This window comes from Mycobacterium sp. 852014-52450_SCH5900713 (assembly GCF_001667075.1).
Taxonomy (GTDB): Bacteria; Actinomycetota; Actinomycetes; order Mycobacteriales; family Mycobacteriaceae; genus Mycobacterium.
Genome location: NZ_LZIL01000047.1, coordinates 129,070 through 136,503 on the forward strand (window position 1 = coordinate 129,070; position 7,434 = coordinate 136,503).

Genomic DNA, 7,434 nt, shown 5'->3' on the forward strand with positions numbered 1-7,434 from the left:
ATAAATTGACTAGCAGCACGAACGCGACCGATCTCTCCGGAAAGGTTGCGGTGGTGACCGGTGCGGCCGCGGGACTGGGCCGGGCCGAGGCCCTCGGCCTGGCTCGGGCGGGCGCCACCGTCGTCGTCAACGACATCGCCGCCGCCCTCGATGCCTCCGACGTCATCGACGAGATCAATGCCGCCGGCTCCAAGGCGGTCGCGGTGGCCGGCGATATCAGCGAGCGGGCAACCGCCGACGAGCTGGTCGCCCAGGCCGATGGTCTCGGTGGACTCGACATTGTGGTCAACAACGCGGGGATCACCCGCGACCGGATGCTGTTCAACATGTCCGACGAGGAATGGGACCTGGTGATCGCCGTGCACCTGCGCGGCCACTTCCTGCTGACCCGCAACGCGGCCACCTACTGGCGCTCCAAGGCAAAGGATGCCGGGGGAGCCGTCTTCGGCCGGCTGGTCAACACTGCGTCGGAGGCGGGCCTGGTCGGCCCGGTGGGTCAGGCCAACTACGGCGCCGCCAAGGCCGGCATCATCTCGCTCACCCTGACGGCCGCGCGGGCGCTGGGTCGCTACGGAGTGTGCGCCAACGCGATTTGCCCGCGCGCCCGCACCGCCATGACGGCCGACGTCTTCGGTGCCGCACCCGAGGTCGAGGCGGGCGGCATCGACCCCCTGTCACCTGAGCATGTGGTCAGCCTGGTCAAATTCTTGTCATCGCCGGCGGCCGCGGAAGTCAACGGTCAGGTGTTCATTGTCTACGGGCCCCGGGTGACACTGGTTGCGGCCCCGACCGCTGAACATCAATTCAGCGCCGCGGGTGAGGCGTGGGAGCCTGCGCAACTGAGCGCGACGCTGCAAGAGTACTTTGCTGGGCGGGATCCGGAGCGGAACTTTTCCGCGGTCGGGCTGATGGAGCAATAGCTGTGTGAGGTTACTTCGTGGGGGGGAATCAGCAGTAAGAACGTGTGTCAGTTTGGAATGGCGTAAGCGCATCTGACCTGGCAAGTTAACGTTTCAGACAAGGAAATGCTGTTCATTGACAGCATTAACTTGTTCTGGGTTAATATGATCCGGCTCACACCGAGCCGCATGCGACGAACGACACCGCTAAGGCGACGCATAGACTTCGCCGCGAGCAGCTGAGGGGGGTAGCCAAGTTGATGCAGCAGCTTGCCGTTCCCGCCCGCGCAGTCGGCGGGTTCTTCGAAATGATGATCGACACCGGCCGGCAGTCTTTCCGCCGGCCGTTCCAATTGGGCGAGTTCCTGGAACAGACGTGGATGATCGCGCGCGTCTCGCTAGTCCCCACGCTGCTGGTATCGATCCCATTCACTGTGCTGGTGGCGTTCACGCTCAATATCCTGCTGCGTGAAATCGGCGCCGCCGACTTGTCCGGCGCCGGAACGGCCTTCGGCACCATCACCCAGCTGGGTCCGGTGGTGACCGTGCTCGTCGTCGCGGGTGCCGGTGCCACCGCGATCTGCGCCGACCTCGGTGCGCGCACCATCCGCGAGGAGATCGACGCGATGCGGGTTCTGGGCATCGACCCGATCCAGCGGCTCGTGGTACCCCGCGTGCTGGCCTCCACTGTCGTTGCGCTCCTGCTCAACGGCTTGGTGTGCGCCATCGGCTTGTCCGGCGGTTACGTGTTCTCAGTCTTCCTGCAGGGCGTCAACCCCGGCGCCTTCATCAACGGGCTGACGGTGCTGACCGGCCTGCGTGAGCTGGTGCTCGCCGAGGTCAAGGCGCTGCTGTTCGGTGTGATGGCCGGCCTGGTCGGCTGCTATCGCGGCCTGACCGTCAAGGGCGGCCCCAAGGGCGTCGGCAACGCGGTCAACGAAACCGTGGTCTACGCGTTCATCTGTCTGTTCGTCATCAACGTGGTGATGACCGCCATCGGCGTGCGAATCTCGGCGAAGTGAGCACTCGATGAGCTACGACGTCACCTACCGGTTGCGCAACCTCGCCTTCCGGCTGCAGGAGCCGATCGACGACTTCGGTGAGCAGGCGTTGTTCTACGGCCAAACTGTCCGATACGTCCCGAATGCCCTCACCCGCTACCGCAAAGAGACGGTCCGGCTGATCGCCGAGATGACAATGGGCGCCGGGGCGCTCGTCATGATCGGCGGCACGGTGGGCGTCGCGGCCTTCCTGACCCTGGCCTCCGGCGGGGTCATCGCCGTGCAGGGGTATTCGTCGTTGGGCAACATCGGCATCGAGGCGCTGACAGGCTTCCTGTCGGCTTTTCTCAACGTTCGCGTCGTCGCGCCGGTGATCGCCGGCATCGCGCTGGCGGCCACCATCGGCGCCGGTGCCACCGCGCAGTTGGGCGCCATGCGGGTATCCGAGGAAATTGACGCGGTCGAATGCATGGCGGTGCACTCGGTGTCCTACTTGGTGTCCACCCGGCTGATCGCCGGACTGATCGCGATCATCCCGCTGTATTCACTGTCGGTACTGGCGGCGTTCTTCGCCGCCCGCTTCACCACGGTGTACATCAACGGCCAGTCCAAGGGTCTCTACGACCACTACTTCAATACGTTCCTCATCCCGTCGGACCTGCTGTGGTCGTTCCTCCAGGCGATCGTGATGTCCATCGCGGTGATGCTCGTCCATACCTATTACGGCTATAACGCCAGCGGCGGCCCGGTCGGCGTCGGCATCGCGGTCGGCCAGGCCGTGCGCACCTCGCTGATCGTCGTCGTCGTCATCACACTGTTCATCTCACTCGCTGTCTACGGCGCGTCCGGTAACTTCAACCTCTCCGGGTAAGAGGACCGCTTAAAGGAACATGGCAAACACAGGAATGCGACGTAGCTCCGTCCGGGTGGCAGCAGCGGTGCTGGCCAGCCTGATACTGGCGTTCGCCCTCGTGACTTACCTTTCCTACACAGCGGCTTTCGCCTCGATCGACAAGGTCACGGTCTCGGCTCCCCGGGCCGGGCTGGTGTTGGAGAAGGGCGCCAAGGTCAAATACCGGGGCATCCAGATCGGCAAGGTCGAGGCCATCGACTACGCCGATGACCAGGCTCGGCTGACGTTGGGCATCAACAGCGACGACATGCGCTTCATTCCCTCCAATTCGCCGGTGCATATCGCGGGTAACACCATATTCGGCGCCAAGTCGGTCGAATTCCTTCCGCCGCAGAACCCTTCTCCGACCTCGCTACGTCCCAACGCGCACGTTGCGGCCTCCGCGGTGCAGCTGGAAGTCAACACCCTGTTCCAGTCGCTGATGGACCTGCTGCACAAGATCGACCCCGTCGAGCTCAACGGGACGCTGAGCGCTTTGTCCGAAGGTCTGCGTGGGCACGGCGACGACTTCGGCGGCATCTTGTCGGGCCTGAACACTTTGACGCGCCAGGCAAACCCGAAGCTGCCTGCGCTGCAGGAGGATTTCCGTAAGGCCGCTGTCGTCACCAACATCTATGCCGACGCCGCTCCGGACCTGAACACCATCTTCGACAACCTACCGACGATCAACAAGACCGTTGTCGACCAGCAGAACAACCTCAACGACACCTTGCTGGCCACCATCGGCCTGGCCAACAACGCCTATGAGACGTTGGCGCCGGCCGAGCAGAACTTCATCGACGCCATCAACCGGCTGCGGGCCCCGCTGAAGGTGGCCGCGGACTATTCGCCCGAATTCGGCTGCCTGTTCGCGGGAATCGAGCGCGGTATCAAGGAATTCGCCCCGCTGCTCGGTGTCCGCAAGGCGGGACTGTTCACGTCCTCGAGCTTCGTGCTCGGTGCGCCGGCGTACACCTTCCCCGAGTCCCTGCCGATCGTCAACGCCTCCGGTGGACCGAATTGCCGCGGGTTGCCGGACATTCCGACGAAACAGACCGGCGGGTCGTTCTTCCGGTCGCCGTTCCTGGTCACCGACAACGCGAACATTCCGTACGAGCCGTTCACCGAACTGCAGTTCGACGCGCCCTCGACACTGCAGTTCTTGTTCCACGGCGCCTTCGCGGAACGGGACGACTTCTGATGGCCGCGGGGGAGATGCCGACACACCGCTCGATGATGATCAAGGTCAGCATCTTCACGGTGGCCATGCTGCTGGTATCCGCGGGACTTGTGGTGGTCTTCGGCGACTTCCGATTCGGTCCCGAAAGCACTTACCACGCAACGTTTACCAACGTCTCGCGGTTGAAGGCGGGCCAGAAGGTGCGTATCGCCGGCGTGCCGGTCGGTGCGGTGTCCGGCGTGAAGCTCAACCAGGACAACACCATCGACGTGTCGTTCGGACTCGACAAGCGCTACACGCTCTATTCCTCCACGCGCGCGGTGATCCGCTACGAAAACCTGGTCGGTGACCGGTATTTGGAGATCACCTCGGGACCCGGGGAGCTGCGGAAGCTGCCGCCGGGCGGGACGATCAACGCCCAACACACCCAGCCCGCACTGGATCTCGATGCGCTGCTGGGCGGGCTTCGGCCGGTGCTCAAGGGGCTGGACGCGGACAAGGTCAACACGATCAGCAGCGCCGTCATCGAGTTGCTGCAGGGCCAGGGCGGCGCGTTGTCCAACGTGCTGGCCGACACCAGTGCGTTCTCGTCGGCGTTGGGCCAGCGGGACCAGCTCATCGGTGACGTGATCAACAACCTCAACACCGTGCTCAAGACCGTCGATGAGCGCAGCGCCCAGTTCTCGACCAGCGTGGACCAGTTGCAGCAATTGATCAGCGGGCTCGCCAAGAATAAGGACGACATCGCGGGCGCCATCCCGCCGCTGGCCTCGACCACGACGGATCTGACCGAGCTGCTGCAGAATTCGCGCCGGCCGCTGCAGGGCATTCTGGAGAACACCCGGCCGCTGGCGACCGAACTGGACAACCGCAAGGCCGAGGTCAACAACGACGTCGAGCAGCTGGGCGAGGATTATCTGCGGCTGGCCGCGTTGGGCGCCTACGGCTCGTTCTTCAACATCTACTTCTGCTCGGTGACGATCAAGATCAATGGCCCGGCGGGCAGCGACATCCTGCTGCCCCTCGGCGGCCAGGTGGATCCCAGCAAGGGGAGGTGCGCTTTTGCCAAGTAACGCAAAGCGTGAGCGCGATCCGCTGCGCACCGGCATCTTCGGGGTGGTGCTGGTGGTGTGCGTTGTGCTCATCGCATTCGGCTACGCGGGATTACCGTTCTGGCCGCAGGGAAAGATCTACGACGCCTATTTCTCCGACGCAGGCGGCATCAATCCCGGTAACGCGGTGTACGTCTCGGGCTTCAAGGTCGGCAAGGTGACGTCGGTTGGCCTCGCCGGAGACAGCGCCAAGATCAGCTTCAGCGTGGATCGCCATGTCGCCGTTGGGGATCAGTCACTCGCCGCGATCCGCACCGACACCATTCTCGGTGAGCGGTCCATCGCGGTAAGCCCGGCCGGCAGCGGCAGGTCGACAACGATCCCGCTCAGCCGCACGACCACGCCGTATACCCTCGCCGGCGCGCTGGAGGACCTGGGTCAAAACGCCAACAACCTGAACAAACCTCAGTTCGAGCAGGCCTTGAACGTATTGACCGACACGCTGCACGACGCCACCCCCGAGCTGCGCGGCGCGCTCGACGGTGTGACGACGCTGTCGCGAACCCTGAACCGGCGCGACGAGGCGCTGCAAAGCCTTCTGGCGCACGCGAAGTCGGTGACCGGCGTGCTGTCCCAGCGCGCCGGCCAGGTCAACAAACTGGTCGACGACGGTAACGAGTTGTTCGCTGCGCTCGACGAGCGGCGAGCCGCCCTGGGGCGGTTGATCTCGGGGATCCAGGGCCTCTCGGCGCAGATCTCCGGCTTCGTCGCCGACAACCGTAAGGAGTTCGGGCCGGCGCTGAGCAAGCTCAACGACGTGCTGAGCAACCTCAACGAGCGCCGCGACTACATCACCGAGGCCCTCAAGCGGCTGCCGACCTACGCGACCGAGCTGGGCGAGGTCGTGGGGTCCGGGCCGGGATTCAACGTCAACGTCTACGGGGTGATCCCCGCGCCGCTGCTCGCGACGATGTTCGACTTCTTCTACCAGCCCGGCAAGATGCCGGCCAGCTTGGCCGACTACCTGCGCGGGCTGATCCAGGAGCGCTGGATCATTAGGCCGAAGTCGCCATGATGCGGCGAATCGCCGGCAGCCGGGGGCTGCGCTACACCACCGCCATCGCGCTCATCGCGGTGTTGGTGGGTGGCGTATATGTGCTGTCGTCGACCGGCAATACGCGCAGCATCGTCGGTTACTTCACGTCCGCGGTCGGGCTCTACCCCGGCGACCAGGTCCGGGTCGTCGGCGTTCCGGTGGGTCAGATCGACACCATCGAGCCGCGGCCCTCCGACGTCAAGATCACCATGTCGGTGTCCAAGGACGTGAAGATCCCGAAAGACGCCAAGGCCATCATCATGTCGCCGAACCTGGTGGCGGCGCGGTTCATTCAGCTGACGCCGGCCTACACCGGTGGCGCGGTGCTGCCCGACGGCGGGAGCATCGCCCTGGAACGTACCGGGGTTCCGGTGGAGTGGGACGAGGTCAAAGAGTCGCTGACGCAGCTGGCCGTGCAGCTCGGTCCCACCACGGGGTCGATGCAGGGGCCGTTGGGGCGGGCGATCAATCAGGCCGCGGACACGTTCAACGGCAACGGCGAGTCGTTCCACAACGCGTTGCGCGAACTCTCCCAAGCCGCTGGGCGGCTGGGCGATTCGCGCAGTGACATCTTCGGCACGGTCAAGAATCTTCAGGTTCTGGTCAACGCGCTGTCGGCCAGCAACGAACAGATCGTGCAGTTCGCCGGGAACGTCGCCTCGGTCTCCCAGGTGCTCGCCGACAGCTCGCGTCACCTTGACAACACCCTGGGCACGCTCAATAAGGCGCTCTCCGACATCCGGGGATTCCTGCACGAGAACAACTCGACCATCATCGATACGGTCAACAACCTCAACGACTTCGCGAAGACGCTGAGCGACCAGAGCGAGAACATCGAGCAGGTTTTGCACGTGGCGGGCCCCGGCATCGCAAACTTCTACAACATTTACGACCCGGCGCAGGGCACGCTCAACGGCCTGTTGTCGATTCCGGAATTCGCCAACCCCGTGCAGTTCATCTGCGGTGGGTCCTTCGAAACCGCGGCCGGGCCACGCGCGCCCGACTACTTCCGACGCGCCGAGCTGTGCCGCGAGCGGCTGGGACCGGTGCTGCGCCGGCTCACGGTGAACTACCCGCCGATCATGTTCCACCCGCTCAACACCATCACCGCCTACAAGGGTCAGATCATCTACGACACCCCGGAAACCCAGGCCAAGTCGGCCACACCGGTTCCCGATCTCACCTGGATCCCGGCCAATGGTGCCAAGACGCCCCCCGCCGCCCAGAACCCGGCGGACCTGCAGGCATTGCTGGTCCCGCCGGCCCCGCAGACCGGCCCGGCCCCCGGCCAGGCGCCGGCCTTGGGTAATGCCC

General features: G+C 64.6%; 7 protein-coding genes. All 7 read left to right on the forward strand.

What is annotated here, in order from left to right; translation table 11 throughout:
* Positions 1–5 precede the first annotated feature (5 nt).
* On the forward strand, positions 6–920 hold the full coding sequence (locus A5773_RS13790) for a 3-oxoacyl-ACP reductase (protein WP_067791316.1): 915 nt from the start codon (positions 6–8) through the stop codon (positions 918–920).
* Between the two features lie 236 nt (positions 921–1,156).
* Positions 1,157–1,921: an ABC transporter permease gene (locus A5773_RS13795; RefSeq protein ID WP_066955184.1), complete on the forward strand. Its 765-nt coding sequence runs from the start codon at positions 1,157–1,159 to the stop codon at positions 1,919–1,921.
* Between the two features lie 7 nt (positions 1,922–1,928).
* Positions 1,929–2,771, forward strand: coding sequence for an ABC transporter permease (locus tag A5773_RS13800; protein ID WP_066955180.1), 843 nt, complete (start codon positions 1,929–1,931; stop codon positions 2,769–2,771).
* A 19-nt stretch (positions 2,772–2,790) separates the two neighbouring features.
* Positions 2,791–3,993, forward strand: coding sequence for a virulence factor Mce family protein (locus A5773_RS13805; protein ID WP_067791318.1), 1,203 nt, complete (start codon positions 2,791–2,793; stop codon positions 3,991–3,993).
* Positions 3,993–5,045, forward strand: a complete 1,053-nt coding sequence (locus A5773_RS13810) for a virulence factor Mce family protein (protein ID WP_067791320.1) — start codon at positions 3,993–3,995, stop codon at positions 5,043–5,045. The genes A5773_RS13805 and A5773_RS13810 overlap by 1 nt, the downstream gene beginning before the upstream one ends.
* On the forward strand, positions 5,035–6,099 hold the full coding sequence (locus tag A5773_RS13815; protein ID WP_066955170.1) for a virulence factor Mce family protein: 1,065 nt from the start codon (positions 5,035–5,037) through the stop codon (positions 6,097–6,099). Before A5773_RS13810 ends, A5773_RS13815 begins: the two co-directional genes overlap by 11 nt.
* A partial coding sequence (locus tag A5773_RS13820) for a virulence factor Mce family protein (RefSeq protein WP_067791322.1) occupies positions 6,096–7,434 on the forward strand: 1,339 nt, incomplete at its 3' end. The genes A5773_RS13815 and A5773_RS13820, both read left to right, overlap by 4 nt.